The sequence below is a fragment of the Leptospira andrefontaineae genome (assembly GCF_004770105.1).
Taxonomy (GTDB): domain Bacteria; phylum Spirochaetota; class Leptospiria; order Leptospirales; family Leptospiraceae; genus Leptospira_B; species Leptospira_B andrefontaineae.
The window spans coordinates 279,986-305,897 of sequence record NZ_RQEY01000010.1; the positions used below are offsets into that span (position 1 = coordinate 279,986).

At 40.1% G+C, this 25,912-nt stretch carries 28 protein-coding genes; 17 read left to right on the top strand and 11 right to left on the bottom strand.

The annotated features are described in order from the left end of the window. The first annotated feature begins 35 nt into the window (after nt 1-35). Nucleotides 36-1,679, top strand: a complete 1,644-nt coding sequence (locus EHO65_RS06060; protein WP_135773245.1) for a TolC family protein — start codon at nt 36-38, stop codon at nt 1,677-1,679. A gap of 11 nt (nt 1,680-1,690) precedes the next feature. On the opposite strand, the gene EHO65_RS06065 is transcribed toward EHO65_RS06060, so the two are convergent. Beyond that, nucleotides 1,691-2,629: a cytochrome-c peroxidase gene (locus EHO65_RS06065; RefSeq protein ID WP_135773246.1), complete on the bottom strand. Its 939-nt coding sequence runs from the start codon at nt 2,627-2,629 to the stop codon at nt 1,691-1,693. A 154-nt stretch (nt 2,630-2,783) separates the two neighbouring features. Between EHO65_RS06065 and EHO65_RS06070 the strand changes: the two genes are divergently transcribed. The 4 genes from EHO65_RS06070 (at nt 2,784) to EHO65_RS06085 (ending at nt 6,636) form a co-directional block, all read left to right on the top strand. Beyond that, nucleotides 2,784-3,971 carry an NAD(P)/FAD-dependent oxidoreductase gene (locus tag EHO65_RS06070; RefSeq protein WP_135773247.1) on the top strand — a complete coding sequence of 396 codons (1,188 nt, stop codon included), beginning with the start codon at nt 2,784-2,786 and terminating at the stop codon, nt 3,969-3,971. Next, a complete protein-coding gene (gene sigJ, locus EHO65_RS06075; protein ID WP_135773248.1) occupies nt 3,968-4,963 on the top strand; it encodes an RNA polymerase sigma factor SigJ in 996 nt (331 codons plus the stop codon). Before EHO65_RS06070 ends, sigJ begins: the two co-directional genes overlap by 4 nt. Nucleotides 4,964-5,119: 156 nt before the next feature. Further along, nucleotides 5,120-5,956 carry an alpha/beta fold hydrolase gene (locus EHO65_RS06080; protein WP_135773397.1) on the top strand — a complete coding sequence of 279 codons (837 nt, stop codon included), beginning with the start codon at nt 5,120-5,122 and terminating at the stop codon, nt 5,954-5,956. Between the two features lie 83 nt (nt 5,957-6,039). Continuing rightward, nucleotides 6,040-6,636: a Crp/Fnr family transcriptional regulator gene (locus EHO65_RS06085; RefSeq protein ID WP_135773249.1), complete on the top strand. Its 597-nt coding sequence runs from the start codon at nt 6,040-6,042 to the stop codon at nt 6,634-6,636. Nucleotides 6,637-7,037: 401 nt separating this feature from the next. Here EHO65_RS06085 and EHO65_RS06090 read toward each other — a convergent pair whose 3' ends face one another. The 3 genes from EHO65_RS06090 to EHO65_RS06100 all read right to left on the bottom strand — a co-directional run bounded on the left by EHO65_RS06090 (nt 7,038) and on the right by EHO65_RS06100 (nt 10,484). Further along, nucleotides 7,038-8,201: an acyl-CoA dehydrogenase family protein gene (locus EHO65_RS06090; RefSeq protein ID WP_100706713.1), complete on the bottom strand. Its 1,164-nt coding sequence runs from the start codon at nt 8,199-8,201 to the stop codon at nt 7,038-7,040. Between the two features lie 202 nt (nt 8,202-8,403). Then, nucleotides 8,404-9,933 carry an FAD-dependent monooxygenase gene (locus EHO65_RS06095; protein ID WP_135773250.1) on the bottom strand — a complete coding sequence of 510 codons (1,530 nt, stop codon included), beginning with the start codon at nt 9,931-9,933 and terminating at the stop codon, nt 8,404-8,406. After that, nucleotides 9,930-10,484 carry a TetR/AcrR family transcriptional regulator gene (locus EHO65_RS06100; RefSeq protein ID WP_135773251.1) on the bottom strand — a complete coding sequence of 185 codons (555 nt, stop codon included), beginning with the start codon at nt 10,482-10,484 and terminating at the stop codon, nt 9,930-9,932. The genes EHO65_RS06095 and EHO65_RS06100 overlap by 4 nt, the downstream gene beginning before the upstream one ends. Before the next feature lie 190 nt (nt 10,485-10,674). Between EHO65_RS06100 and EHO65_RS06105 the strand changes: the two genes are divergently transcribed. The 3 genes from EHO65_RS06105 (at nt 10,675) to EHO65_RS06115 (ending at nt 12,475) form a co-directional block, all read left to right on the top strand. Further along, nucleotides 10,675-11,319, top strand: coding sequence for a hypothetical protein (locus tag EHO65_RS06105; protein WP_135773252.1), 645 nt, complete (start codon nt 10,675-10,677; stop codon nt 11,317-11,319). Nucleotides 11,320-11,510: 191 nt separating this feature from the next. Beyond that, a complete protein-coding gene (locus EHO65_RS06110; RefSeq protein WP_244243453.1) occupies nt 11,511-12,071 on the top strand; it encodes a DUF1761 domain-containing protein in 561 nt (186 codons plus the stop codon). Continuing rightward, nucleotides 12,068-12,475, top strand: coding sequence for a hypothetical protein (locus EHO65_RS06115; RefSeq protein WP_135773253.1), 408 nt, complete (start codon nt 12,068-12,070; stop codon nt 12,473-12,475). The genes EHO65_RS06110 and EHO65_RS06115 overlap by 4 nt, the downstream gene beginning before the upstream one ends. A gap of 3 nt (nt 12,476-12,478) precedes the next feature. Here the strand turns inward: EHO65_RS06115 and EHO65_RS06120 are convergent, their stop codons facing one another. The 4 genes from EHO65_RS06120 to EHO65_RS06135 form a co-directional block, all read right to left on the bottom strand. Continuing rightward, nucleotides 12,479-13,420 (bottom strand): MBL fold metallo-hydrolase, encoded by a 942-nt coding sequence (locus EHO65_RS06120; protein ID WP_135773254.1) that lies wholly within the window; start codon nt 13,418-13,420, stop codon nt 12,479-12,481. Between the two features lie 63 nt (nt 13,421-13,483). Continuing rightward, complete coding sequence (locus tag EHO65_RS06125) at nt 13,484-14,656, bottom strand: CaiB/BaiF CoA transferase family protein (RefSeq protein ID WP_135773255.1); 1,173 nt, start codon at nt 14,654-14,656, stop codon at nt 13,484-13,486. A gap of 123 nt (nt 14,657-14,779) precedes the next feature. Further along, on the bottom strand, nt 14,780-15,643 hold the full coding sequence (locus EHO65_RS06130; RefSeq protein ID WP_135773256.1) for a polysaccharide deacetylase family protein: 864 nt from the start codon (nt 15,641-15,643) through the stop codon (nt 14,780-14,782). Nucleotides 15,644-15,841: 198 nt separating this feature from the next. Next, the gene (locus EHO65_RS06135) at nt 15,842-16,219 is read right to left on the bottom strand and encodes an SMR family transporter (RefSeq protein ID WP_135616872.1); all 378 of its coding nucleotides are present in this window, start codon (nt 16,217-16,219) and stop codon (nt 15,842-15,844) included. 144 nt (nt 16,220-16,363) lie between these two features. On the opposite strand from EHO65_RS06135, the gene EHO65_RS06140 reads away from it, so the two are divergent. Together EHO65_RS06140 and EHO65_RS06145 are read left to right on the top strand one after the other, a co-directional pair. Then, on the top strand, nt 16,364-17,191 hold the full coding sequence (locus EHO65_RS06140; protein WP_135773257.1) for an alpha/beta fold hydrolase: 828 nt from the start codon (nt 16,364-16,366) through the stop codon (nt 17,189-17,191). A 13-nt stretch (nt 17,192-17,204) separates the two neighbouring features. After that, nucleotides 17,205-17,987, top strand: coding sequence for a helix-turn-helix domain-containing protein (locus tag EHO65_RS06145; protein ID WP_135773399.1), 783 nt, complete (start codon nt 17,205-17,207; stop codon nt 17,985-17,987). A 71-nt stretch (nt 17,988-18,058) separates the two neighbouring features. Here the strand turns inward: EHO65_RS06145 and EHO65_RS06150 are convergent, their stop codons facing one another. After that, nucleotides 18,059-18,595, bottom strand: a complete 537-nt coding sequence (locus tag EHO65_RS06150) for an Mpo1 family 2-hydroxy fatty acid dioxygenase (protein ID WP_135773258.1) — start codon at nt 18,593-18,595, stop codon at nt 18,059-18,061. Between the two features lie 155 nt (nt 18,596-18,750). Here EHO65_RS06150 and EHO65_RS06155 point away from each other — a divergent pair, with 155 nt between their 5' ends. Genes EHO65_RS06155 through EHO65_RS06180 form a run of 6 tightly spaced genes read left to right on the top strand, consistent with a single transcriptional unit; the run spans nt 18,751 to nt 23,328 of the window. Continuing rightward, nucleotides 18,751-18,930: a tautomerase family protein gene (locus EHO65_RS06155; RefSeq protein WP_135773259.1), complete on the top strand. Its 180-nt coding sequence runs from the start codon at nt 18,751-18,753 to the stop codon at nt 18,928-18,930. Between the two features lie 2 nt (nt 18,931-18,932). Further along, the gene (locus EHO65_RS06160; RefSeq protein ID WP_135773260.1) at nt 18,933-19,757 is read left to right on the top strand and encodes a YdcF family protein; all 825 of its coding nucleotides are present in this window, start codon (nt 18,933-18,935) and stop codon (nt 19,755-19,757) included. A 7-nt stretch (nt 19,758-19,764) separates the two neighbouring features. Then, complete coding sequence (locus EHO65_RS06165; RefSeq protein ID WP_086446084.1) at nt 19,765-20,163, top strand: cytochrome c maturation protein CcmE domain-containing protein; 399 nt, start codon at nt 19,765-19,767, stop codon at nt 20,161-20,163. Further along, nucleotides 20,160-22,343, top strand: coding sequence for a heme lyase CcmF/NrfE family subunit (locus tag EHO65_RS06170; RefSeq protein ID WP_135773261.1), 2,184 nt, complete (start codon nt 20,160-20,162; stop codon nt 22,341-22,343). The genes EHO65_RS06165 and EHO65_RS06170 overlap by 4 nt, the downstream gene beginning before the upstream one ends. Beyond that, a complete protein-coding gene (locus EHO65_RS06175; RefSeq protein ID WP_135773262.1) occupies nt 22,340-22,924 on the top strand; it encodes a cytochrome c-type biogenesis protein CcmH in 585 nt (194 codons plus the stop codon). The genes EHO65_RS06170 and EHO65_RS06175 overlap by 4 nt, the downstream gene beginning before the upstream one ends. Further along, nucleotides 22,924-23,328 (top strand): zinc ribbon domain-containing protein, encoded by a 405-nt coding sequence (locus EHO65_RS06180; protein ID WP_135773263.1) that lies wholly within the window; start codon nt 22,924-22,926, stop codon nt 23,326-23,328. The genes EHO65_RS06175 and EHO65_RS06180 overlap by 1 nt, the downstream gene beginning before the upstream one ends. A gap of 8 nt (nt 23,329-23,336) precedes the next feature. Here EHO65_RS06180 and hisE read toward each other — a convergent pair whose 3' ends face one another. After that, the gene (hisE, locus tag EHO65_RS06185; RefSeq protein WP_008593771.1) at nt 23,337-23,615 is read right to left on the bottom strand and encodes a phosphoribosyl-ATP diphosphatase; all 279 of its coding nucleotides are present in this window, start codon (nt 23,613-23,615) and stop codon (nt 23,337-23,339) included. A gap of 120 nt (nt 23,616-23,735) precedes the next feature. On the opposite strand from hisE, the gene EHO65_RS06190 reads away from it, so the two are divergent. Continuing rightward, the gene (locus EHO65_RS06190; protein WP_135773264.1) at nt 23,736-24,557 is read left to right on the top strand and encodes a tetratricopeptide repeat protein; all 822 of its coding nucleotides are present in this window, start codon (nt 23,736-23,738) and stop codon (nt 24,555-24,557) included. Between the two features lie 40 nt (nt 24,558-24,597). Here EHO65_RS06190 and EHO65_RS06195 read toward each other — a convergent pair whose 3' ends face one another. Next, the gene (locus EHO65_RS06195) at nt 24,598-25,908 is read right to left on the bottom strand and encodes a UDP-glucose dehydrogenase family protein (RefSeq protein WP_086446079.1); all 1,311 of its coding nucleotides are present in this window, start codon (nt 25,906-25,908) and stop codon (nt 24,598-24,600) included. Between the last annotated feature and the right edge of the window lie 4 nt (nt 25,909-25,912).

A 25,912-nucleotide genomic window follows, 5' to 3' on the forward strand; every position in this document is an offset into this window, starting at 1 on the left:
CAAAAACCATGCTCCGTAGGAAGACCAACAACACTATGCTCAGGCCTGCAAATATTCCTTGGTTAAGGAAATTTTATCTGCGACTCTTGCTAGTCGGAGCTTTTGGTTTTCCGGCTTCACAGTTCGCCCAAGAGTTAGACCCTTCTCTTCAAAATAAGCCTAGAGTTCTGAAACTCACTTTGAAAGAAGCGGTCAACTATGTCCTAGCGAATAATATCACAGTTAGAAACGCTGGGATGGAATTCGTGAAAGCGGATACTGCCGAATTAAAAAATCTATCTCAATATGCATGGACGCTGGTCGGCGGTTTTTCGAAAACAAAAACTAATCTTCCCCTGAATAATAATAACGTTCTCTCCGGAACAAAGATCTCCAACGATCGGATAAACGTAGGGATCCAAAAAAACTTCCAAACTCTGACCTATTTTAGTTTGGAACTCAGCCATACTCGATTCGACGCGGACGCATTCGAGACTCAGGCTGCCGCTGCCAGACTAGGTGCAGTGGGTTCTTATTTAGCTGCTCCTCCTCAATACACGGATGCTCTGACCGTAACTCTTGGTCAGGAACTTTTAAAGTATTCTTTCGGGCAGACTGAAAAAGAAAAACAAAAGGTATTACAACAAAACGCAGTCATTCGTAGGGATGAGCTAGTCAATATTCTCGCACAACTTGTAGTAAAAACTCTGGTAGATTATTGGAGTTTGAGTGTTTACGATTCTCAGGTAGAAACTTTCGACAGATTAGAAAAGAATACTAAGAATATCAGGGATCTTACCGTAAGAAAACGTAATCTTGGTCTTTCCGAAGGATTCGAAGTCAATCAATGGAATAGTGCTCTCACTCAAACTGAGAATAGTTTAGAAAGAGCGAGACTTGCTAGATCGGAAGCGGAAAGAAATTTGATCCGAGTTTTAAATGTGGATCCAAGTTCTAAAATTTCCGGGATCACCGATCTTCAAGAAAAAGTTCCAAACGATATCAATCCTACTAAAGATTATCAATACGCATTGGATCATAGGATCGATCTTAAAAATTTGATCCGTCAAAGACAAATCGCAGAATTAGAACTGAAGATCAAGAATGCAGAGGATATGCCTTCTTTAAAAATTACGGGAAGTTATTCTACAAGGGGCCAGACATTCTTAAATCCTCAGACAAACTATGTGAATCCTGAAACAGGGATGATGTCTTTTAAGTATCCTGAAAAAACTTTAAACTTCGCATTATCTTATCCTTTATTTGATACAGGGATCCAAACAGATATCAGAGATGCAAAACTCAAGTTGGATATCTTATCAAAACAAGAAACAGAACTTAGAACTCTGATTAAAGAAGAATTAGACAATAGATATTATGCAATCGTTGCAGGACAGGAACTTTTAGAAACCGCTAATACTCGTAAAGAAGAAGCGGAGAAGTTCTACAAAGGTGTCCAAGCACGTTTTAACCAAGGAAGATTCACTGCTGTATTAGTAAAATCCGCTCTGGACGGGTTGATCCAAGCCGAGCTACAAGTCGCTCAAGCAAGGATCAACTTTAACGTGGATATTATCCGCTATGAACTAGCAAGAAACTCCGTTTTCGAAAAATTCGGAGTGAATGTGGATGAGATCGTAGACACGATCATCAAAAATGAAGTAGCTCGAGCGCAACAAGCTACTCCATCTAATAACTAAAAATTTATATCTTAAGCTTTCGGAATAGAAGGGATTTCCAATTGGATCGGTTCCCCTTCTAATGCTTTTAAGAACTCAATCAAATCTTTTTTGTCCTGATCTGAAAGTTCCGCAGGTCTTAACATTGGATCATGCACGGCTTTAGAATGGCCACCTTCTGCAAAATGGTTCACAGTATCTTCAATCGATCCGAAAATCCCGTTATGCATGAAAGTTTTCTTTTTGGTAACATCTCTTAATGTAGGAGTTCTAACCTTGTCTTTGATACCTGCAAGACCTGTTGTATGCAATTCGGAATCAGAGAAGTTCGGCCCTTGGTGACATTGGATACATTTTGCCTTGTTCTGGAAAACATCCCAACCACGGATCTGGGCTGGAGTGAGCGCAGTCTCTTCCCCCATCACAAATTTATCGAAGCTTGAATTTTTACTTACTATAGTCCTTTGGAAGGTAGAAAGAGCTAAAACAATTCTTTCTCCTGAAATTTCAGGATCTCCATAAGCTTTCTCAAAAAGTTCCTTATAACCTTGGATAGAAGAGATCCTTTGAATGAGCTTTGTTTCATTCTGGAATAATAGTTTAGAATGTACTTTGTCTTTTACAAGATCCTCCAGCTCTTTTGCTTCAGGATCTTTAAATACATCCTTATACAAGGCTACGTTGGTAAGAGAAGGAGCCGGATTGTGGATCTTAGTACGAGGAAAACCTTCCGATGGAGAAGCAGTATTATGACAGCTTGCACAACTTACGTCTTGGTTGAAAGAAAGTCTGGAATCAAAATATAGAGTCTTACCTAACTCCACCTTCTCTTGATTGAATGGGTTATTACTAGGATGAATTACATTTTTAACAACGAATCCTTCCAGTTCAGGAATGGGCTTTTTTTCCTTACATACGATCAATCCTAAGATCGAAACCAAGAACAGGATCAGGAAAAAAATACGCTTCATAATTCCTTATCCAGGATGCGGACAAGAATGCCTCTGTCAATCTCCTAATCAGAACGGTTCCAAAAGTCACCTGAGACCATATCTCAAAGAAAATTCGAAACAATGTCACAAGCAATGACCCAGATGCGTCTTGCCTTTAGAACCGGAGGCAAGTATGTCAAAGAAGAAGGTATTGATCGTTGGTGGAGGTTATGCAGGAATCGCGGCAGCCAACAGGTTAGCGCGCAAAAGTTCCGAGGTAGAAATTACTCTGATCACTGCAGAACCGATCTTTAGAGAAAAGATCAGAAACCACCAAGTAATCGCAGGAACCAAAGGAAAAGATTTCCAGATCCGAAATTTATTGAATTCTAAGGTAAGTCTTATCATCCAAAGAGTAGAAAAAATATTTCCAAAGGAAAACAAAGTGCTCTTAAATGATGGGACCACCTTTGAATATGATTACCTGGGTTATACTGCAGGAATGAGAGCAGGAGACCCCGGCACCAAAGGGATTAATTATTTCTCGGTGGCAAGTTTCCAAGATTCGGAACGATTGAGAAAAGAATTAACCAATCATCCTAACGCAAGAGTTACAGTACTCGGCGGAGGACTTTCAGGGATAGAAGTAGCAACAGAACTCGCGGAAAATTATCCAAGTGCAAAAATAACACTTTTGGATTCGGATAAGATCGGGAAAAATTTCTCTTCAAACGCGGTTCTTTACATGAAAGAAATACTGAAAAATCTTCATGTAAATCTGATAGAAGGAGAAAGAGGGGAATATCTATTAGAAGATAAGATCAAAACTTCTAGCGGTATCCAAGTCCCCCATGATTATTGTGTAATCTCAGCTGGGTTAGTCGCATCCGATCTGGGAAAGAATTCGGGATTGGAAGCAAATAAGATCGGCCAGGTATATTTGAACGAATATATGCAGGTTCCTGAATATTCCAATATTATAGGAGCAGGAGACGCAGTCAAAGTTCCGGGGGAAGAATATTCCTATTTAAGAATGGCATGTGCGACAGCCCTTCCAATGGGAATTTATTTAGGAGAGAGGATTTCTAACCTAATGGGAAATAAATCTGCAATCGGGCAAAAACCTTTCGAGCTGGCATATGTAGGACGTTGTGTAAGTTTAGGAAGAAAAGAAGGACTATTCCAATTCTTAAACTATGATGATAGTCCTAAGGAAAAGTTTTGGACTGGAAGATTAGGTGCTTTTGTGAAAGAGCTTATTTGTAAATTTACAGTCTTCTCTTTTAAGGCCGAAAAATATTTCGATTTTTATACGATCCCTCAACCTAAAGAAAAAACTTCAGCCAAACAAAACGAAAGATTAGTAACGGCAGAAAAATGAGCACCCAAGAAAGACTAGATCAATTTATAGAAAACAAAGGTTTGGTCTTCGGGATCGCCTATAAGATGACTGGTAGTGTGGTAGAAGCCGAGGATATTGTACAGGAGACTTTTCTGAGATGGGAAAAATCCAAAGAAGAAAAGATCAGATCACCGAAAGCATTTTTATCCACGGTTGCTGCCAGACTCTCCCTGGACTCTTTAAGAAAAGCAAAAAGAAAAAGGGAAACTTATATAGGTCCCTGGTTACCGGAGCCATTGGCTCCGGAACCTATGGAAGAAGAGCCCGATCCTGAAACATTAGATCTGGCATTTCTACATCTATTAGAAAAATTGAATCCGATTGAAAGAGCTGTCTTTTTGCTGAGAGAAAGTTTCGAAATGGGTTACGATTCCATTTCAAAAGTAGTGGGGAAAAATCAAGAGAACTGTAGGCAAATCCTTAAAAGAGCCAAAGAATCCCTCAAATCGGATCGTAAAAAGTATGATGCTCCTTCAGAAAAAAGGAAAAAGATCTTCCGAGACTTTTTACTCGCTTCTTCCAAAGGAAAACCGGAACTTCTCGTTCCTTTCTTAAAAGAAGAAATAGTTCTTTGGTCTGATGGTGGAGGAAAGGTAAATGCTGCACGCATTCCGATTATTGGAAAAGAAAGAGCTTCTCATTTCTTTATCCGGACAGGAAGCAACAAACTCAAATACACTATGGATTTTTATTTCGGAATGGTAAACGGTGCAGAAACATTGATTGGTTATTATAATGACCGACCTGCATATTTACAAAGTTTCCTAATTGATGAAGATGGAATTTCCAAAATTTATTCAGTTTTAAATCCGGACAAATTGAAATCAATGGAAAACAAACAAAAGTTAATAGAAGAAGGACTAATGTTTCCGTTAGAAAACTTTTTACTATTCCCACATACATATCGTAAGAAGGTCGCAAAATGGTTAAACCCAGTGGCCAAATTAGTAAAATGGGCAATCGTAAGGTGAAAAACGATTAACATAGGATAATCCATTTATCTCCCGATCCTTTTCTCCTTTCTTGACTTCGACTCGTCTTTAGGAGAAGATCCGAGTATGAAACGAATACTAACAACAGGCCTATTATTCGGTTTGTTACTCATTCAATGCAGTGGAGGAGAGAAGATGGAAACAGTTTTAGAAAACAAGATTACATCGCCAAAATTACCAAGCGGATATTATACTTCTAAATTAGGAAAGATCGCCTATTGGATAGAAGGAAAAGGAAAACCGATCTTCCTACTGCACTCCGCGGGACATGATCATCATGATTTCGAACCCATTCTTCCAAGTTTATCAGAAAAATATAAAGTGATTTCTCTGGATTGGCCGGGGCATGGATTATCTGAGAATCCTCAACCTGCTACTTCCGCTTCCGCTGTGGAATATGCGGAAATATTACCTGATCTGGTTACACAACTTGCTCCGGAAGGTGGGATCTTTATAGGAAATTCACTGGGAGGATTTGCATCCATGAATCTTGCCTTGAAAAAACCGGAACTAGTAAAAGGTCTCGTGATCGTAGATTCAGGAGGATTAAACGACCCGGACTGGATCACTAAAAGTTTTGCAGGATTAAAATCCAAGGTTTGGTTCACTGGGCTCGTATGGAACTTCTTCCCAAATCATTATATAAAGATCAGAAATAAATACACTGAATCCATACTAAGCAGGATCAAAGAAAGAGAAAATGTGGAAGGTGCAAAAGAAGTGAACGCTTCTATTTGGAAAAGTTTTTTGGACGAAAGACATGACCTAAGAGAAAAAGTTTCTCAGATCCAAGCTCCTACGTTAATCGTATGGGGAGAATATGATCCCGTCATAGATCCGAAGCTCGCACTTAAGCTTCATGAAAGAGTGAAAGGCTCTAAGCTGGCTTATCTAAAAACAGGTCATGTGCCTTTTGCGGAAAATCCAAAAGAATTCCTAAAGGTCACCCTTCCCTTTTTGGATTCCATCTAAGGTATTTTTGGGTTTCCTGAATAATTAGATTTGTAAAATTTCCGTTTGCGGACTTTCTTTAGAAACCCGCTAACGGGAATTGTATGGATCAAAAAGATCATCCCTGGGAAAAAATATACCAAACCGTGAACCGGATCTCTCCAATACCTAAGGAAGTCTGGAAAAAATCAGAACAACTATATACGATCCGCAAATTAGAATACGGAGATTTTCTGATCAAACAAGGGGCCCAACCGACAGAGTTTGCATTCGTATTCTCAGGTGTTTTGAGAGAATATTATCTAACAGACCAAGGAAATGAGTACATTAAAAGTTTCAATTTCCCCGGAGACTTCACAGGATCCTATTTCGATCTACTCACTGAACAACCTTCTACCTGCAATATTAGAGCAATCACAGATTGTGAGCTTGCTGTCGCAAAATTCTCAGAGTTCAGAAAACTATTCTCTCAAGACATAGCATGGGAAAGACTGGGGCGGATTTTTGCAGAAAACTTATTCTTAAAAAAAGCGAGAAGAGAATATGAACTCTTGGCTTTAAGCGCAGAAGAAAGATACGATCTACTTTTAGAATCAAGACCCGAAATAGAAGAGCTTGTTCCTCAATACCATATCGCTTCCTATTTAGGGATCACTCCAGTTTCCTTAAGCAGGATCCGAGCGAAGAGAAAGAAAGATTAGAGAATTTGGAATGTAGGAGTTCCTACATCCGCTGAAATTCGCCCCCACCCTGCATTGGGATTGGGGGGAGTGGCTGGTGGGAGAGCTCGCACTCGCTTACCACAAAATCTCCCTTTTGACAAATCATTTTGTGCGATCCCCTTTGTTGGAATTCCTACAAAATAATTTATATTCCGAGATCGTTCTCCAAAAGATCCACTCACCCCCGCGGCAGGGATGCGAAAGGCGAAGTCCGGGCTTTGCCCGGATGAGCGCGAATGCGCGAACCTGCAGCAGCCCGATCCGAAGGAGCCGCCCAAATTTTGTAGGAACTCCTACATCATGACTTTCAGGTTTGAAAAATAAAAAAAGGCGCCGGGGAAACCGACGCCTTCTTAAAGCTTTGCAATATTAGAAAATTCTTATTTTGCGGAAGCTGCTTCACGGATCACATAAGCTGCGATCTCGTTTTTCTGAATTTGAGTGGTTCCTTCGAAGATACAAAGGATTTTTGCATCTCTCATCAGTTTTTCAACAGGATACTCTTTAGTGTAACCGTATCCGCCGAAAATTTGAACCGCGTCAGTAGCAGCTTTCATTGCAGTTTCAGAGCAATAAGCTTTAGCGATTGCAGAATATTTCGGAAGACGAGGATCCTCAGCATCAGACATACGAGCAGAAAGATAACAAATCTGACGTGCAGTCTCTACACCGATAGACATATCCGCAAGCATATGCTGAACAGCTTGGAAGCTGGAAATTTTAGAACCGAACTGCTCTCTTTGACGAGCGTATTTAGATGCGTGATCTAAAGCAGCTTGAGCAACACCTACTCCCATAGCAGCAACGTATGGACGAGAAGCGTTCAAAGTTTGAAGCGCGTAGATGAATCCAAGGTTTTCTTTTCCGATCATGTTAGCTTCTTCAACTGCACAATCTTCGAAGATGATCTGGCGAGTGTCAGATGCACGAATACCAAGTTTATCTTCTTTTTTACCAACGATCAAACCTGGAGTATCACGTTTAACATAGAAGCAGGAAACTCCACGAGTTCCGCGGCCTTTATCAGTATAAGCAAAAACGGTATAAGCGCCTGCGCTACCACCACCGGTAATCCATTGTTTGGTTCCGTTGATGACCCATTTGTCGCCTTTTTTAACTGCAGTAGTGCTCATACCAGGAACATCAGAACCTGCACCAGGCTCGGAAAGACAGAAAGAAACTCCGTATTCTCCGTCAACGACCGGTTGAAGCCATTTTTTCTTTTGTTCGTGGCTTGCACCTTTCATGATTGGAAGGATTCCAAGACCGGTATAACCGAAACAAAGGCTGATACCGAGACATCCTCTGGAAAGTTCTTCAGTTACCAAACACTGCTCTACTGAACCAAGACCCCATCCACCGTATTCTTCGGGGATAGTGAGTCCGTTGACTCCTAACTCGGTTCTCATTCTATTAATAAGTTCTTCTGGATGCTTATTTGCTTCGTCCCAATGGATAGCAACTTCATGGGTGATCTCTTTCTTAACGAAAGAACGAATCGTGTCCCTAATCTCGATCTGCTGCTCAGTCAGTTCCTGATACATTTTTTCCCTTCTTGCGAGAGTTTCTAGTCCTAATTTTTCGCCAGGGTCGATTCAATCAAGAAAAACATGGCTGATTAAACGTTCATTTTAGCCCTAATGGGACAGAATTCCTGGAAATCTCGTTATTTTCCTAGATTTTGGCGATCTGAAAGCATATAAAAAACAGAACGTTCGTTCTGTTAATGATTTCCTTATAGAATTTTCAGGAAATAAATTGAGTAAACCAAATAGAAGCAGCCTGTCGGATGGATTGCTCATCTGGTTCCTTATCGGAAGCCCAAGCAATAATTCCGTCGGGACGGATTAGCATAGTGCTTAAACCTAGCTGCTCTTTTGCTCTGCCTGAAACATACTTCACTTGGTCACCGTATTCTTTCGCCAAGGTTTTCAGAGAAGAATTCGTATTAAAATCGAGAAGTATACCTTGGCCGTATTGCATCAATTCGCCGATCCTTCTACCATCCTCAAATTCAAAGTTCGGAACACTATAACCCACCAAAGGATGAGAATCGCCTAGATCATAATGTGTAAAAATGCCCCAAACTCTTGCAGCCATATAGGTAGAAACATCAGTAGTTTCCATAAGATCACGGATAATCGAGTTTAATGCTCGGGCCTGAGGATTCGGTTTCATGATCATAACCTGGGCACGAGACCAATCTAAAACCTGCGCACCAATCGGATGCCTCTCCGTATAATAACTGTCCAATAAACCTTCCGGTGCTTTTTTATGAATGGTTGCAGCAAGTTTCCAACCCAAGTTCATTGCATCTCCCAATCCAAGATTCAGGCCTTGGCCTCCTAAAGGAGAATGAATATGAGCTGCATCTCCAGCCAAAAGGACACGTCCATTTCGATAACTCGTTGCCTGCCTCGCTCTATCTGTCCAAGTCGTTGCGAAATGAAGAGCAGTTATTGTTACATCGGTGTTTGAAATACGTCGTAAAACTTCTTGCACATGTTCTCTCGTAATTGTTCTTTCCGAACTATGAAATTCTCCTGCATCAAAATCCTGAATAACAATGAAGCCAGGTTGGGATTGTAAATACATTCCTCTTTCAGTGAGATTCCTTCCTGGGTTCAGCTTCTCTGGATCTGCAATATCAACTTTGGTGGAATAACCGGTGAACTCTGGCTCGGTACCTGCAAATTCAAAACCGCCTGATTTGCGAACAACACTACGAGCTCCATCACAACCCACAAGCCATTGGCCTTGAAAAGTTTGATCACCTGATTGAACAGTCACTCTTTCATCCGTTTGCTGAAAAGAAGTCAATGGAAGACCCCTCTTGATCTCTACACCAAGCGCTTCTGCACGGCGAGTCAGTATAGTTTCCATCTCTTGCATTTCAGAGATCAAATTTGTTTCAGTAGAACTTTCTAACCGATGTTTCCATTTTGAAGTATCAATATTACCTTCATGAAATGGAATACCTGCAAAATGCCCTACTTGACGAAGCGGCCCTTGTTGAACTGAATTTGCATGAGGATTTTTAAGGCGTTTATGAATTTCAAGTTCATCTAATAGACCTCTGCGATAAAGAGCTTCGATACTAGAAGCGGAAAGTCCGCGTACCCCAAATGGGAGTTGTTTGAATGGAGATTGAAGGTTTTCGGACTTCTCCAATATAAGAACTCTAGATTTTGCTAATGCAAGTTCACAGGCTAAAAAAAGTCCAACTGGGCCTGCTCCAGAAATAATAACATCGTAAATCGGCTGGTCTCGTTTCATTTATTCCACCCGTTTTTCAAAACTTTAAAAGTGAGAGTTAACACATCCTTTGGAGATGTTGAATTACATGCATAACTCACTCCTTCTAATATGAGCTTTGCAATACATTCCGCTTCTATTTTACTCACACCGGTATCGTTTTGGATTTCTTTAGCTAAAGAATTTTCATAACGAGCCCATAACCCGCGCAGATAAGAAGTAAGCTCGGGTGAGGACCTGATCAGTTTCCCAAATCCGGAAAAAGTCTTCTTATCCGGCGGGTTAAACAACTTACTCGAGAAAAAATATTGATGAAGAGCATCCAGAATGGACTGGCCCTTCTTTCGATCTCGAACCGCTTTCAAGATATCTGCATCTATCTCATCCTCAAGATCGAAAATGAGAGACTCTTTGGTCGGGAAATAATTGAAAAGTGTAGTAACGGCAACTTCCGCTTTTTCGGCAATTTCAGCAGTAGTAACTGCATCATACCCTTTTTCTATGAAAAGATCTCGAGCAATATCCGAAATGAGCTTTCGAGTTTTGGCTTTCTTTATCTCACGCAATCCCATTCCCTAAGTCGCTCCTATAATTGAAGTCATTATCAATTATGACGAATAAAAAACAATACTAAATACAAAATTGTAGTTACTACATTTTTATATTTAACACAAAAATTGAAAAAAGCCAGAAAACCGCTTTTCAGTATATTTTACTGCTTGAATTTCCCCCTTTGGCCCCTAAGCTCCCAGAGTTATAGCTATGGATAGTAAAGTTCATATACTTATTTCCTTTATCGTTTTCGTAATTTTTGTTGTCGGAGCCTTCTTAGCCTCCTATTTGGATCGCCGAAAAATTCGAAAGGAATTCGTTATTCCATCAGGAAAACTGATCCCGCCAGACAATCGTATCGTTGTGAATAGAAATCTGATATTATACATCGGAATTGCGTTAATCCTTTTCGGAGGCCATTCCGTTCTTTTTGTCCGAATCAATACACCATACATGATCGCCGTAAGTTCGATGTTGATAATAGGCATTTTTCTTTTACTATTTTTTCTTGTTAAAAGAAAGCCTTCAGGTTGGCTCCAATTCTCCGAGAAAGGGATTACTATCGGTCTACGCAACGGCAGTCATACGATTGCATGGAAATCTTTTCAATCATGGCAAGTAGTGGAGGTAATGAGAAATATATCAGTCCTTATTATTTTAAAAGAACCGATTGCAGAATCGTTCCAAATCGAAAGCGAGGATCCGAATTATACACGTAAAGTTCAGAAGATATTCTCACAAAACTTTGCAATCTTCGGAGCACATGTAATGATAATGTTGGGAATTTGGAACGCAACTCCAGCAGACATTGTTTACACTTTAAGAAAATATACTAACAATATTGATTCATTTTAAAAAGGCGCCCCACCCTACTTAGGGTGGGGGCCGGTGCGGTGGTACCATGAAAACGATTTCGATTGATTCTGGTCGTTTTGATTTCATTCCATCTCTCGTTTGACCTCGATTTCCTCGGTCACCGACTCGTCTGTGACGGTCGTCTTCTCGCTCTCGCGATCGCTGCGAAGGGGGGCCGGTGCGGTGGTACCATGAAGCACCCCCTTACCACATTCCCTTCTGTTTGGCGAGAAAAATTTGCTGCTATTTCCGATGTAGGAATTCCTACAACGGAATTTAGATTCGGAAATTTGTTTACTTTAGAAAGCAAAAATGAATCAATATTTGTCTCAGTTGGTTTCGTCGGGAGAGACTTCATGTTGCAAAGCGTCGTAGCACCAATCATTGCTGGAATAGCGGGATTTATTTGTGCATTTCTTTTTAGCGGCCCTCTTTATTTCGGCCTTTCAAAATTTCTGAATTTGCCTACTCAAGAAGAGAAGAAGAATCTCGGCCTCCGAATATTTTTGAATTTCTGCGTTTTCCTTGCTACTGCGTTTTCTATCTCGTTAATTTTGCAATATATGAGCTTACAAAATAAAGCTCAGGGCCAATCGATTGCTTTCATCTTATGGTTCGGATTTATATTCACTTCCAGCTCTATCGATGTGATCTGGAAAGGTAAACATCTGAAATTATGGATTTTTGAATCTATATCTTCCTTAATTACGATCCAAGTTTTAATGTTCGTTCTATTACTATTTTATAAATGAAACAAGCTCGATTCATTCTTACACTTGATTCGACAGGTGCATTAGTAGTAGGGGTATTCATCCTACTTTTCTCTTCTCTTATCTCAAACTTGACCGGCTGGCAGGAAAGTTTCACCCGCATGGAAGGTTTTGTGAATTTAATATATGGTTCTTATTCCGGAATTCTCCTATTGTTCCTAAGAAGAGGTCGCCTTCATCGGACATTTATTTTGATCTTGATTATTGCAAATTCTCTTTGGGGTTTGCAATGTTTTGCCCAAGCATGGAGATTAAAAGAAGAAGTCACCTATATTGGGAACGCCGTATTATTGCTTGAAGGTATTTATCTATTAGTATTGGCTTATTTAGAGGCAAAATTCGTTTTGCCTCAATGTATCTCCAACTCGTCTCAGTACCTTAAGTAAAATCTATTTAGCAGAAGCAGAGATACTTTGGTGTCCTGGATGGATCTGAATTTTCGGGAACTTAGCCGCTACCGACTGCAACAAATTTAGACTCGTTTTGTTCCTTTCCAAATCCTTGGTAAAACCTCCGGGAGTCACGTTATTAAGCCAACCCCAGCTAGTATGACAAGTATCCCCTGTTATTAGTTGGACCCCGCTCGTGGATTTTATCAAAAATGCAATACTACCCTCCGTATGCCCGGGAACGGAAATTACATAAAGAGATTGATCTCCAAAGAAATCTAAAAATCTAATTGGAGCACCTTCTCTTCCGAAGAAGTTTAATTCCGAAAGCGCAGTACCAGCGCCAAGTAATGCATCCGTACTTCCTTGTACAAAAAGATGTAGAAAACGAGAATCTCCCGGTTCGTTTTGTCCAGTATACACAGAAGTTCCCGCTGGAAAATCTTGAGTACCCAAAATATGATCTAAATGCAAATGAGTAAGGAAGATACCTTCTACTTTTTTCGGATCTTTTTGCAGCCACTCCTTAATCGTAGTATGAATCTTCAGATCACCTAGATTCATTTGAGAAGCAACTATGCTTGAAACAGGCCATTCTTTTTTATCTTTGCGAAATATATCTCCGAGCCCGGTATCTATTATATATCTGCCGAACTTAGGATGATCTATTACGTAAAAATAAATTTGGATCGGTTCCTTGCCGGATTGTAAACCCGCAACCACTGCTTTTGGATCGCTTAAATTTATTAAACCAGCGCGGTCTGCCAACCAATCCGCTGCGACAATCTTTTTAAAGATGATCGGGCCTTTGTCAGAAGAATTTATATTTTGGATATCTACTGGAGTTCCATTATTCACCAGAACGGAGCGATTGGAAGTAACAGCGCAAGCGGTTAGTATCCCGATAGAAATAAATGAAAAAATGATTCGTTGGATTTTCACGAGAGATAGCCCTTATACATTTAAGTTAGTTCGAAAAGAATTTTGAATTCCAATATCTTTTAATTAAATTACTTTGTCTTTTTTTAATTCTTCTATTTCAGAATCGGTATACCCCAAAGCCTTCAGGATTTCCCCGTTATGCTCTCCATGATCAGGAGGATCGGTTCGGTAGGTAACCTTACTTTCCGAAAAAGGAAAAGGAGAACCGAATTGTATATAATCCCCATATTGTTTGTGCTTGCGGTCCAGGATCATCCCTTTCTCTCTCATTACTGGATCTTTGGAAACTTCGTCCAGGGTTTTGACGGGAGTGAGACATGAATCAGGATTTTGGAATATAGGCTCGAGATCCGAGAGGGTTTTCGAAGAGAAGTATTCCGTCAGGATCTTTTTCCATTCCGCAAAATGAGTCTCTGCAATCGGAACCTTTTCCAAATGTGAGTCCAGTCCGGATTGTCTTAAGAATGTTTTGAAAAACATTTCTTCCAGAGCACCTAACGCGACCCAACGACCTTCTTTGGTTCTATATGTAGAATAATTAGGAAGTTTTCCGGATAATAATTCGTTCCCACCTTCCGGATTTTTTCCCGTAGCGGAATAAATCCCTCCGTATAAGGATATGAACTGGAGAGAAGCCTCCATCATGGAAATTGCAATCTTTTGCCCACGACCTGTTTTTTCTCTATAATACAATGCGGCTAAGATGGATGAAAGAGCAGTTAACGTCCCTCCTCCTATATCCGCTAATTGGAATCCTGGAGCCTGGGGATTTTTTCCTGTTTGGTCCAATACTCCCGAAAGAGAAAGATAATTCAAATCATGTCCTGCAAAATCTTTGTAAGCTCCCGAATCTCCGTAGCCGTAAATCCCACAATAGATCAATCTAGGAAATTTCTCTTTTAGATCATCATAGCCGAGTCCCATTTTAGAAAGTCCATCGGGACGAAATCCTTCCAACAATATATCAGCATCTTCCAATAGTTTGAATAAGATCTCTTTTGATTTTTCTCTTTTGAGATTAAGTGTGATCGCTTTTTTATTTCTGTTCAACATCAGATATAAAGAAGGCGCACCATTTTCTTTTTTGAACATTACTCTGGTTGCATCCATTGCTCTAGGATTTTCTACCTTAATGATCTCGGCTCCCATATCTCCCAAATACATGGAGCATAAAGGGCCAGGTAGCAATAAGCTTAAATCAACTACCTTAACTCCTGAAAGTGGACCTTTGTTCATTTTTATGATTTCCTAAATATAGTCGCTACGTTTCTAAAACATACGCGGCGGACTAAAAACTTTGGACCTGTTTAGATCCAGAATGTGAGAAGAAAAGTGTTTTTTGTTTTTAAAAAACGCCGTTCAATCGGCTGCTTCACTTAACTCTTCGCTGGTTTTTCCCCAACGCCATCTAGTATAATCTTCCGCTGTCGCAAAAGTATATCCTTCTGCTTTTAGTTTTTCTATAATGAATGGTAAGACTTCTTTTGTAGTGGGATGCGTATCGTGAAATAATATCACTACTCCTTGACCTTCCGTTTTATATACTAATGAGTTATAGATACGATCCATTTTCTTTCTGAATTTTTCGTTATCCGGATTTATCCTTGGTCCTTTTTCATACCATTCACCCTTCACCCATTCTTTGGAATCAGTGGAATCAAATTCTTTGGTCCACATGAATACGAGCCCTTTTCCCTGTAATGCGGAACTAACTCTTTTCCTCACGACCTCGCTCTTTGTTTTAATATAAGGAGAACCGAAAGGAGGTCGGATCCATATTAATTTTCCAGAATATTCTCCGAGTTCGTTTTGGTATAATTTTTGGTTTTCTTCCAATTGCCTTTCTATCCGTTTCGGAGACATATATGCGAAGTTCTGATGACCAAGAGTATGATTTCCGATTGTATGACCTTCTTCTTTCATTCGGATCAAAACAGTTTTGTATTTTCGAAAACTGTTTCCTCTTGTACTCGCTTTAGGCAACCAAGCCCCACATACAAAGAATGTAGCTTTTACATCTTCTTTTTTGAGGATATCCAGCACATCAGAGGTCCAGTCGGAAGGCCCATCATCAAATGTTAAGAATGCAGTTTTAGGAGGAAGTGGATCTCCTTCATAATATCCGATAGGATTACTGTGATCTGTCTGGATATTTGTAGAAGTTTCGAAACTTGAGCAGTAAACTATAAATAGTAAAGATAGTAGAAAGGCGGCGGTTTTCATAAAACTCATACCATCCTATAAAGTTGAAAAACTTTAAGCTTGGACCGGTTTGAATTTTTAGCTTATAGTCCTGCTACCTGAGCTTCAGGAGCTAAGCGACTATCCTCCTATAATTAGACTTCAGGAGTAACGATCTCGGTTATAATTTGAATTCGAGATCACTACTCTGTTCGGTTTATTATTTATTAACTTAATGATTTAGACGAACATTTCTGCAGAGGTCAACCATACTCCAGCGAGTATCAAACCTATACCTGTCCATTGGGTCCAGTTCAGTTCTTCTTTAAAAAATATCGCAGAAGCTACTAACACTATGATAAATCCGGCAGATGTGAAGAGTGGATAAGCTAAGGATAATTTTAATCCGTTACCTAATACCCATCTATAACCTAATAACGCGATCCCGAAAGAAGCAAGTCCTGCAAAGAACACTGGATGTAAAAATGCTTTGATCAATCCTTCGATTCCGGAAGCCGTATTTGTTTTATCTCCTAAAGAACTTGCCTTGATCAAAATGTTTGCTAAGGCGTTGAAGAATAATGCGACTACGAAAATGATTATCACCGTTAATTTCATCTATCTCTCTCAAGAATTCGATTATTGTTTTCTTGTAATCTCCCTTTAGGAAGAGTGTATTATCCCTCTTTTGGGAATCGGTCGAAACTCCGAATTCCTGTCCATCGAAAGTAAAGGGAAAGAAATAGCAAGGGCAAATCTTGAATGGATAGAAAAACATTTAACTTCCGCGGGATCAAACTTTCTTATATAGATGCAGGCAACAAATCTTCGGATCCAATACTCATCGCTCATGCTAATGGATTTTCTGCAGGTTGTTATTCTTTCTATATCAAAAAACTTTCTGAGACTCATAGAGTTCTTGCCTTGGACTTTTGTGGTCACGGTCAATCGGAAGCTAATATGGAATGGAAGGATTGGTTTTTCTTTAGAGACCAAGTTTTAGCTCTGATTGAGACAGAAGGTTTGAAGAATGTTGTGGGCGTTGGACATTCATTAGGAGGAGCAAGTATCCTTCTTTCCTCTTATCAAAGACCTGATCTATTCCGGAAAATTTTTGCAATGGATCCAGTGATCTTAAATTTTGCGTATCTTCTTCTTGCATTGGCTTTTGATACTCCCTTGGCAAAAGGTGCTATTAAAAGGAGAAGGGAATTTAAGGATCTGACTCTCGTTAAAAAAGCATTCAGAAAGACTCCTACTTTTGCAAATTGGTCCGATGAAGTTTTCGAAAACTATTTGAATTCTTGTTTTAAAAAAGAAGGAGATAAATGGGCCTTATGTTGCCCTCCTGAATTAGAGGCTAAAATTTTTAACTCAGTCAGTTTCTTAAGTTTATTACAATATAGAAGGATCAAAACGGAAACTCATATTACGATCCCAAAGAAATACGAAGTATGCTCTCCTTCTGCCGCTAAAAGGATTATCAAAGGAAATCCTAACTCAAGCCTTGAGTTATGGGATGATATTTCCCATTTTTTTCCGTTTGAACGTCCTGAAAAAAACCTGGAAAGAATCATTCAAAAATTATAATCCGGTATTCGGGGTGGAAGAGTCTCAAATCGGAACATTATTCTATTTCGGAGCCAGGGTATTCTTGGCCCAGAAAGGACTGACCACAGATCCGCACTCTCACTATGCAGTTTCCATCTTAATCTCTTTGACTTCTAAGTTCAAAGTGATCGAAGAATCCGGTAACGTGCTGGAGTTCCAATCTGTGGTCTTAGCCCCGAACACTTACCACACTCTTTCTGCAGAAAATTCGGACATGATCGTTTTACAGATCGATCCTTATGGCATTGATTATGCTTCCGTTGCTGCCCGGTTCGGAAGAAAAGGAATCTCAGAGATCCCTTTCGAAAATTTAGACCCGGTCCTTTCCAGATGTAAAAATCTATTTCACGAAAATATAAATTGCATAGCCGCCAAAGAATTATTCGAAGATATTCTTGCATGCGTAGGAACTGAAAAACCATCCAGGGTTTCTTTAGATCCTAGAGTTTTATCTGCGACTCTCAGAATGAAATCCGCTCTCCCAGGTTCTATCTCCGTTCCAGAACTGGCAAAAGAAGCTGGGTTTTCAGAAACAAGGTTCATGCATGTTTTCAAATTGCAGATGGGCCTGCCTGTCAGACAATTTCAACTTTGGTTAAGACTTCATGAAGCCGCAAAACTTTTGAAAGAAGGCGGAAATCTTACGGAAGCTTCTCATGCCGCAGGTTTCGCTGACCAAGCACACCTAAGTAGGACATTTAAAAGAATGTTCGGTGTGCAACCTTCTAAGTTTTTAGGAGCAAATACGAACGTCGTTGTCCATTTTTGCGTTTAATAAATGCAATATTATAAAAAAAGAAAATCGCCCGCTTGAACCGCGGGCGTTTGCCGGAGCAAGAGAGAATGTTAATGAGCAGTGCTGAAGTTTTTGAGTTTTCCTTGTGCTGCTAATTCTTTACGAACCGCTTCTTGCACATCTTTTCTATATCCCAATTCAAAGAATACATCTGCAATTACGAAAATAGGAGCAGATACAACCGCTTGGAATAAGTTGTCGAATAATGCAGGACGACTCTTTTCAAAAATGAAATGTCCGTAAAACTGAGCTCCCCAACCTACTAACTGAGCAACGGCAAAGATACTCCATGCAGTGGTAGCAGTCAGTGATAGGGTGATGTATTGAGCAAGAAACATCAAAGATCCAAACACCAAGGTAGTCGCAGCGGCGAAAATAAAATCCAAGGTGAAGTAGTATGCGAGTACTACGATCCCAAATACGGTAGCAGCAGTTACGGTATAACCGAAAACATTAACTAATTCTAATCTACTAAGCACCAAAAATAAGGTGAAGGTGATGGTAGGAACTCCTAACACGTGGATCCACACGTTTCTTTTTTCTTGGTGGTACGCGGAATAGAAGGCCATTTCCTTAGCGAATTTCATGGATAAAACTCCTCACAATTTCAGATCCAGTATATACCCGAAACCCAGGTTTCGGCTTGAACGAACCTGCCATTTTTAGAAAAAAATCCGTTGCGTAATACCTGTTCGAAATAAACCATTGAGTCACCTCAAATACATTTTCAAATCAGGGATTTATGCCTTACATCAATTTAAAAGTAGCCGGACCACTTACAAAAGAGCAAAAACAGCAGATATCTAAAGAATTCTCCGAAACTCTTGCAAAAGTTGCTAATAGGCCTCCAGAATCCACCTATATCGTGATCGACGAAGTTTCCAGAGAGAATTGGGCAGTAGGCGGAAAACTCCTAGAGTAAAAATGGATACGATCTTTTTTGCGGCCTCTAAACTCGCGGGGGCCTTCTTATTTCCTTTACCGGCCTCCCTACTCCTGTTGGTATTTTTTGCCTTCAGGCTTCCTAAATTCAAATATAAGGTTTGGGTTTTAGTTCCAACACTCATTATCTGGGTAGCTTCTACAGATAGTTTTTCGCAATGGCTGGTCAGAGGTTTAGAAGAAAAACATCCGCCAGTTCGTTTGGAAACTTTGGAAAACTCAGATGCAATTTTAGTTTTAGGCGGGGCCGTAGACAACCTTGCCTTGTACGAACAACAGGTTCAGTTAACTTCTGCCGCAGAACGAATGACTGACGCAGTGTCATTATTCCAAAAAAGAAAAGCGCCTCGGATCGTTTTTACTGGAGGTTCGGGGAATTTATTCTTCCAAACTAAAAAAGAATCGGACTTTGCTCTCCAATTTTTTCAAACTTTAGGAGTTCCTACAAAGGCCGTTTTTCTGGAGAATGAAAGCAGGAACACTAAGGAGAATGCGGAAAAAACAGCGGAACTTTTCCGTAAAAATAAATGGAAGTCTGCGATCCTCATCACTTCTGCATTTCATATGGAAAGATCCTTGTTGGTATTTGCAAACACTGGGATCAAGATCCATCCTTGGCCGACGGACTATAGATCCAGAGTCAAAATTCTTACAATAGACGATTTTATACCTTCTTCCCAAAGCCTAGAGAATACAAGTATCGCCTGGAAGGAGAGAATAGGCCTATTCGTTTACGGGTTTAGAGAGAGTATTTCCACTTTTCTTCCCCTCCGTATCCGATATCCTTGGTCTAAGGACTGGAATTAAAACACAGATGAACGTGAAATTTACCGTGCTTGCGAGTATCATCGCACTTTCCTTGGGAACAATTGCATTCTTCTCTTCTAAAGAAACTTCTTACACTTTATTGGATGCTTCTGATTTAGCTGCAAATACCACAAAATACGAAGCAGATGATCTATTAAGAGTTAGAGGTTTCGTAAAATTAGGTTCTCTTATCCGGGAAGGAAAAACTGCCAAGTTTGTCCTCCAACTAAACGAAAAAGAAGTTCCTGTATTTTTTACAGGAGCTACATTATTACCGGACGCATTTAAAGAAGGTGCCAGAGCAAGAGTGGACGGAGTTTGGAAAAACGGAGTCCTGGTTGCCGATAAGGTAGAAGCAAAATGTGCATCCAAATACGAAGCAGGTTATAAAGAAGAAGAACAATGAATGATTTAGGCGCAGTTTGTCTCATCTCCTCCTTCTCCATCCTATTATTTTCCATTATCCAAACAAGTTACGGAATTTTTAAAAACGATTCGAGAGCTTTAGAATTAGGCCGTTACACATTGATGGCCAATTTTGCGGTCGTCCTTCTGGCATTCATTGTGTTGGTTGTCCAACTCATGAGAACGGATCTATCCAACTATTATGTTGCGATGCATTCCAGTGAACATCTTCCTTTATTCTATAAGATGACTTCTGTTTGGTCGGGGTCTTCCGGTTCACTTCTGTTCTGGAATTTGCTGCTATCCGGATTCACATTCGTTGTTCTTTGGCAAACAAAAGATCTGCTAAACGAAAGAATTCCAGTAATGCATCTTTCCTTGGCGGTGATCACCTGTTTCTTCTCCTTTTTGGCAATCTTCTTTCCTGACGCACAACCATTCCGTGAATTCCAACCTGCCGCAGTCGCCGGTAGAGGATTAAATCCGCTCTTACAACACTGGGCGATGATCATTCATCCACCGATCTTATATATAGGTTATGTGAGTTTCGCGATCCCATTCGCGATCGCTTCTTCGGCTTTGATCACTGGCCAATTATCAGAGAACTGGTTTAGATTCGTAAGAAGATGGAGCATCTTCTCTTGGTTCTTCTTAGGAACCGGAATACTCTTAGGTTCCAAATGGGCTTACGAAGAATTGGGATGGGGCGGTTATTGGGCTTGGGATCCGGTAGAAAACGCAAGTTTGATGCCTTGGCTTTTATCCACAGCATTCTTACATTCAATGATCATCCAAGAAAGAAGAGGAATGTTAAAGTTTTGGAATATGCTTCTGATCATCTTAGCATTCCATTTCTGTTTACTCGGGACCTGGATCACTCGAAGCGGAGTTTTAGAAGGACCACACTCTTTTTCTAAATCCAGCATCGGAACCCCATTTATAGTTTTTATCGGTGTAAGCTTCCTATTTTATCTTGGGATCTTAATATACAGAAAAGATAAACTTAAACCGGAGAGAAACTTAGAAGCAATCACTTCCAAAGAAGGAAGTTTCTTGTTAAACAATTTCCTTTTGGTGATAGCAACACTTTCTATCTTATTAGGAGTATTTTCTCCTTTATTATCCGGTGTAGAATATAAGGCTCCTTGGTTCAATTCCTGGGGAGTTCCTGCAGGAATCCTACTCATTCTACTCATGGGCGCCGCTCCATTACTCGCATGGAGAAAAGGTGCGGACCAAATCTTTTTTACTACATTATTAAAACCTCTGATCGCTGGATTTATTGGAGCTGGGATCTATATCCTATATTACAGAAGTAATTTCTCCATTAGTGATTATAGTTTAGGCGATGTAGTGGGAGAAGTTTATAGCGTCCTAACAGTAGGGCTCGGGATCTTCACAATAGCCGGGATCGCACAAGAATATCATAATGGGATCCAAGCGAGAAGGTCCGCTATCCATGGAGAGAATTATTTCCAAGCCGGATTCAGAATGCTTCTGAAAAATAAAAGAAGATACGGCGGATACTTAGTCCACCTTTCTATGGTAATATTATTTATCGGTCTTGCCGGAAATGCATTCAAACAAAACACTTCCGTTAAGTTTTTCTATTTCTTGAGATTTTCGCCTACGAACGAGCTTATTTATACAAGCGATGATACTGCGATTTTAGGAGATTATACGATAGGTGCGACCACTCTTAAGATCAAACCGATTGTAAACGGAGACGCAGAAGCAGGAGTCAATCATAGAAACGTAATCGTTTCTCACGAGGCAACATTCGAAGTCAAAAAACAACTGAAAAGTTTTGATACGATGGTGACCGAAAGAAGATATTATCCGCAAATCTCACATTTGAGCGGCGACTTCGAGACTCATATCCCTACTAGTGAGCCTTCTATCTCCTCTACCCCAAAAGAAGATCTTTATATTCAGTTAGGAGCAATAGAACACGCAGATCTTTCGGATGAAAATCCGGATCTCCCTGGGATGTTTTTAGACTTCTTCTTCACAAGGGATCCGGCAATCAAGGCGGCGAAATATCTGAAATTCCCGAACCAGATCGTAGCGAATTTAGAAGTCTGGGTCAACCCAATGGTGAAATTCATATGGGCAGGATCTTTGATGTTCTTCTTATCCGGACTATTGATCCTATTACCTATAGGAGAAGATAAAAAATGAAAGTTTTGACCTCTTCTAATGTATATAAGAAAATTCTAATTTCTCTTTTTGGGTTCTTCATTTGGATCGGTACGGCAAATGCTGATTCTACATTCACAAATCTGACCGATCAGGAACAGATCCGCACATTTCATAATGTAACTGAAAGGATACGTTGTATTTGTATCCCTTCTATCGCGATCAAAAGTTGTTCTTTCAATAATTGTACTGTTTCTGCAAAACTAAAACTTTTCATAGAGAATAGGATTAGAGCCGGAGAATCTGCTGATGTGATCGTGGATAAAATGATCCACGGTTTTGGCCAAGATGTTGTCTCGGATCCTATTATTGCTAAGTTTATCGAAACTGGGAACCAAGGGATGGCACAAGGAGTCATCATGGGTTTTGGTCCGGATATTTTGGCCAAACCGGATTCTTCTTGGATCGATTTTAGTATCGCCGCGGCTGCTGCGTTCGGGATACTTCTCATCTATTTATATCTAAAAAGAAGGACTGCACCTAAAGCTGCAATCGCAACAGAATCGGAAAACCATTCCTCTTTCGATAAATACATCTCCGAAATAGAGGAGAAACAGAAATAATGGATTTTTTATTAATTTTCTTTTATATAGTTTTAGTCGCTATCGTTGCGGCGCCATTCGTTTACGTGAGTATGTTCGCAAAACATATCCCGTATGAAACGGATCCTAAAAGTTCCGAGTTATTTGATAGAAGGGACGTTCTTCTGGATAACCTGAAAGATCTGAAAATTGAATTCGATACTGGTAAATTGACCGAAACAGAATTCAAATCCATCTCTTCCGGCTTAGTAAAAGAATTAGAAGAGCAGGACAAAAGGATCAGCCAAGACGCTGTCATAACTTCCAAAGCGGAAACTTCCACCAAACCTCAACTCGGCGGAAAGTTCTGTCATAACTGTGGATTTAAGATAGAAATTTTCGGAGCGAAATTCTGCCCGGAATGCGGAACAAAACTCCAGGCCTGAACTGATTATTAAGAGTGTCTTTTTTTAAGTTCTTCGACTATGTCGGAAAGAGAAAGCCCTCTTTCCACAAGAAGAACCTGTAAATGAAAGAGTAAGTCCGCGGATTCGTGAGTGAGTTCTTTTTTGTCCGCGTTTTTTGCTGCGATAATTACTTCTCCAGCTTCTTCCCCTACTTTCTTAAGGATACGATCCACGCCGCCTCGGAAGAGGTCCGCAGTGTAGGATTTTTCGGGAAGTTCTTCTTTTCTTTTTTTAAGGATTTGCTCTAACTGAAGCAGGAAGTCCATCATTACCACCGGAGATACTTCGACTATCCGGACCTGTTCTTGACGGTAAACAAAAAATTCCGTATTTCTGCGTTTCCTTAAAAACGAAACGGATAAAAAAAGGTCGAAGAGATGAGACCAATGCTCCCTTTTCCAAAAATCCGAACTGTCCTAATCTTGATCTGCCTCGCACTCGCATCAGAAATAAGTGCCGAGGTCTGGGAGACTTCCGTAGAGACCGCCTTTAATAAGGCGAAAAAGGAAGGGAAACCCATCTTTATAGATGTATATGCAGATTGGTGTGGTTATTGTAAAACCCTCAAAAAGGAAATTTATCCTAAAAAAGAGGTGAAACAAGAATTGTCCAAGTTCGTACTTCTTTCTCTGGATGGGGACAGGTTTCCTAACTTAAAGAAAAAGTACGATGTTACCGGTTATCCTACACTTCTATTCTTAGATAAGAACGGAAGTCTCACAGAAAAGATCGCTGGAATGCCGGATCATAAAATGGTGATTAAAACCTTAAGATCGGCATATTCAAAAAGAGACAAAGAAATTATCCTACTTACTGACCTGGGAAAAGATCCTGAAAATAATCTTCTTCTTTTAAAAGTGGGAGAATACTACTTCGAAGCCAAAGAATACAAAAAGGCAGCGGACTACTTCTATAAATCATTTGCATCAGAAGATCCAAGAATGCCGGAAAACAAACACAAAGCATTATTCAATCTGGGACTTAGTTTTACAGAATTAAAAAATTGGGAGAAAGCAATTAAAACGTTTTCTTTATATTTGGATAAGTTCCCAACGGGACATTCCAAAGCGGCTTTGTATTATAGAGGGGGAGCTTATTCTTCTCTCGGGCAAAAAACAGAAGCGAAAGAAGATCTGAAAAAAGCCCTGGAACTCAGCTCTGATCCGGAAGAAAAGAAAGAGATCCAGGACTTATTAAATCGGCTATAGTCGCTTCGCTCCTGAAACCCGCGAGGCGGATTACAGTCGACTAAACCGATTGTTTACCGATAGAGAAGTATTTGAATCCTTCTTTTTTCATATGATCCGGACGATATTGGTTTCTACCGTCAAAGATCACATGACCTTTCATTAATTTTTTAATTCTGGAAAAATCAGGCTCTCTGAATTCTCTCCATTCGGTAAGAAGAAGAAGAGCATCCGCACCTTCTAACGCATCATATGCATCTTTAGCATATTCTATCTTGTCTTTGAAATAGTATTCGGAAGTTTCTTTAGAGACAGGATCGAATGCTTTGATCTTAGCGCCTTCTTCATGCAATTTTAATAATAAAGGAATAGAAGGTGCTTCTCTCATATCGTCCGTGCCCGGCTTGAATGCAAGTCCCCAAACTGCGAGAGTTTTTCCTTTAATCTGACCTTTTCCGAAAAAGTTTTCTATCTTAGTGTATAAACGGACCTTTTGGTCTTCGTTCACTCTTTCCACTTCTCTAATGATACGAAGAGAAGAAGAAAAATTTTCAGAAGTGCGGATCAATGCACGAACGTCTTTAGGAAAACAAGATCCACCATAACCGATACCTGCGTATAAGAATTGGCGACCGATCCTGGAATCGGTTCCCATACCTTTTCTTACATCTTCGTAATCAGCACCCACGGTTTCGCATAAGTTCGCGATCTCGTTTGCAAATGAGATCTTAGTAGCTAAGAATGCGTTACACGCATATTTAGTTAACTCTGCAGAAACAGTTCCCATTTTGATGATAGGATTTCCATTCAATACGAATGGAGCATAAAGTTGAGCAACAAGCTCTCCAGCTCTTTCGCTGTCTGCCCCAATCACAACTCTTTCAGGTTTCATGAAGTCGTCGATTGCGGCGCCTTCTTTCAGGAACTCCGGATTGGATACAACATCGAACTCGTGTTTGGTGTTTTTAGAGATAATTTCTTTTACTTTAGCGGCAGTCCCCACAGGAACAGTGGATTTATCCACGATCACTTTGTAACCGTTGATTGATTTTCCAATCTGCTCTGCCACTGCAAACACTGCGCTTAGATCCGCAGATCCATCATCAGACGTTGGAGTTCCAACAGCGATAAAAATGATTTCTGATCCTTCTACACCTTCTTGGATAGAAGTGCTGAAACCCAGTCGGTTCTCCTTATGGTTGCTTAAAACCAATTCGGATAGACCAGGTTCATAAATAGGTATGATTCCTTTTTTCAAGTCCTCTATTTTTTTAGAGTCCTTATCCACGCAAATCACATGATTTCCATATTCCGCGAAGCAAGCTCCGGCTACAAGGCCCACATACCCGCTTCCAATTACGCAAACTTTCATACGA